The 1,445-nt window shown below is 63.5% G+C and carries 1 protein-coding gene; it reads right to left on the reverse strand.

Annotation, left to right across the window (positions count from 1 at the left end):
* Window positions 1-1,445, reverse strand: a 1,445-nt coding sequence (gene ilvA, locus PQR32_RS42070; protein ID WP_408241776.1) for a threonine ammonia-lyase, biosynthetic, incomplete at both ends; no start/stop codon positions are given.

The raw sequence follows: 1,445 nt of genomic DNA on the forward strand, positions 1-1,445 counted from the left end.
AAACGGTCGAACGCCTCGTTCTCGCTTTCCGGCACCTGGATGCCGACCAGAATCGAGCTGTAGTCCGCGCCCTGGTTGCGATAGTGGAACAGGCTGATATTCCAGTTCGGCGCCATCGACGAAAGGAATTTCATCAGCGCGCCCGGCCGCTCGGGAAACTCGAAACGGAACAGACGTTCGTCGTGTGCCAAAGGCGAGCGTCCGCCGACCATGTAACGGATGTGCTGCTTGGAGAGCTCGTCGAACGTCAGATCGACCGTGGCGAAGCCGTGCGCTTCGAACGCGCCCGCGATCTGCGCGGATTCACTGCGATTCCTGATCTGCACGCCCACGAAAATATGGGCGGAGTTCGCATCCGCAATACGGTAGTTGAATTCGGTGACGCTGCGTGTGCCCAGCAGTTCGCAAAAGCGGCGGAAACTGCCGCGCTCTTCGGGAATCGTCACGGCGAACACCGCTTCGCGCGCTTCACCGACTTCGGCGCGCTCGGCCACAAAGCGCATGCGGTCGAAGTTCATGTTCGCGCCCGACGTGATCGCGATCAGCGTCTGGTTTTCGATGCCTTCGCGCTCTGCATACTGCTTCGCCCCGGCCACCGCGAGCGAGCCGGCGGGTTCCAGCACGCTACGGGTGTCCTGGAAGACATCCTTGATTGCGGCACAGAGTGCGTCGGTATTCACGAGCAGCACGTCGTCGAGATATTCGCTGCACAGGCGGAAGGTTTCTTCGCCGACCAGCTTCACCGCCGTGCCGTCCGAGAACAAACCCACTTCGTTCAGCGTGACCCGCTCACCGGCTTTCAGCGACGCGGCCATCGCGCACGAATCGTCGGTCTGCACGCCGATCACCTTGATCTCCGGGCGCACCGATTTCACGTACGCGGCGACGCCCGCAGCCAGTCCACCGCCACCGATCGGCACGAAGATCGCGTGAATCGGGCCCTGATGCTGGCTGAGAATCTCCATCGCGACGGTGCCCTGCCCGGCGATCACATACGGATCGTCGAACGGATGCACGAAGGTCAGGCCGCGCTCTTCCTGCAGCTTCACCGCGTGCCCATACGCGTCGCTATACGATTCGCCGAACTGCACCACTTCGACGGTCGGGCCGCCGTGTGCGCGCACCGCATCGACCTTGACTTGCGGCGTGGTCACCGGCACCACGATGATCGCCTTCACACCCATGCGCGCCGCCGACAGCGCCACGCCCTGCGCGTGATTGCCCGCCGACGCGGTGATCACCCCGCGCTCCAGCGCCTCGGCGGGAATATGCGCCATCTTGTTGTACGCGCCGCGCACCTTGAACGAGAACACCGGCTGGTTGTCCTCGCGCTTCAGGTAGACCGGATTGCGCAGGCGTGCCGACAGATTCGGCGCGCGTTCGAGTTCGGTCTCGCGGGCCACGTCGTAGACGCGCGCGGTCAGGGTTTTTTTCAGGTAGTCGTG

This window comes from Paraburkholderia dipogonis, assembly GCF_046027395.1.
Classification (GTDB): Bacteria; Pseudomonadota; Gammaproteobacteria; order Burkholderiales; family Burkholderiaceae; genus Paraburkholderia; species Paraburkholderia dipogonis_A.